This window comes from Micromonospora sp. NPDC049051, from assembly GCF_043197575.1.
Taxonomy (GTDB): Bacteria; Actinomycetota; Actinomycetes; order Mycobacteriales; family Micromonosporaceae; genus Micromonospora.
In genome coordinates, this window is record NZ_JBICTL010000029.1 from 1 (window position 1) to 1,069 (window position 1,069).

Below are 1,069 nucleotides of genomic sequence, written 5' to 3' on the forward strand. Positions count from 1 at the left end.
GGTGTACGACTTGCCCCGTGATGGGCGTGTTGCGTAGATGAGAGACGGCCATCGCGTCGATCCTTCAAGACGACCAAGTCAGAGAAGGAAGAGAGGACGCGATGGCCGCTTCAGAGAGTGTGAGCCCTGTTGACCTGCTGCGCGAGCAGATCGAGGGCGCGTCGCCGGACATGTTGCAGGCGATGATCCGCACGTTCGCGCAGGCGGTGATGTCCGCCGAGGCCGACGCGATCTGCGGCGCCGCGTATGGGCAGCGCAGCGATGAGCGGGTCAACTGCCGCAACGGTTACCGGCCTCGGGAGTGGGACACCCGCGCCGGAACGATCGACCTGGCGATCCCGAAACTGCGCCACGGTAGCTACTTCCCGGACTGGCTGCTCACCCACCGGCGGCGGGCCGAGCATGCCCTGGTCTCGGTGGTCGCCACCTCGTATCTGCTCGGGGTCTCGACGCGGCGGGTGGAGAAGCTGGTCGAGCAGCTCGGCATCCGGCAGCTGTCGAAGTCGCAGGTCTCGGAGATGGCCGCGCACCTCGACGCGCAGGTGGAGGCGTTCCGCAACCGGACCCTGGACGCCGCCCACTACACGTTCGTGTGGATGGACGCCCTGACCATGAAGGTCCGCGAGCACGGCCGGACCGTCAATGTCCACGCGCTGGTCGCTGTCGGGGTCAACGCCGACGGCGCGCGCGAAGTCCTCGGCGTGGACGTCGCCTCGGATGAGGACGGCGCCGGCTGGCTGGCGTTCCTGCGGTCGCTGACCGCCCGCGGCTTGTCCGGCGTGCGTCTGGTCATCTCCGATGCCCACGCCGGCCTCGTGGCCGCGATCGGGGCGGCCCTGCCCGGCGCGTCCTGGCAGAGGTGCAGGACCCACTACCTGCGCAACCTGCTGACGAAGGTGCCGAAGTCCGCGCAGCCGTGGATCGCCACCCTTGTCCGCACGATCTTCGACCAGCCCGACACCGACGCCGTCCAAGCCCAGTTCCAGCGGGTCGTCGCCACGATCGAGGCGAAGTTCCCAGCCGCCGCCGAGCATCTCGACGCCGCCCACGACGACCTGCTCGCCTTCAC

The 1,069-nt window shown here is 68.9% G+C and carries 1 protein-coding gene; it reads left to right on the forward strand.

The window, feature by feature from the left end; translation table 11 throughout:
* Positions 1 to 101: 101 nt before the first annotated feature.
* The coding region (locus ACGFIR_RS31610) for an IS256 family transposase (RefSeq protein ID WP_393149040.1) at positions 102 to 1,069 on the forward strand (968 nt) is incomplete at its 3' end.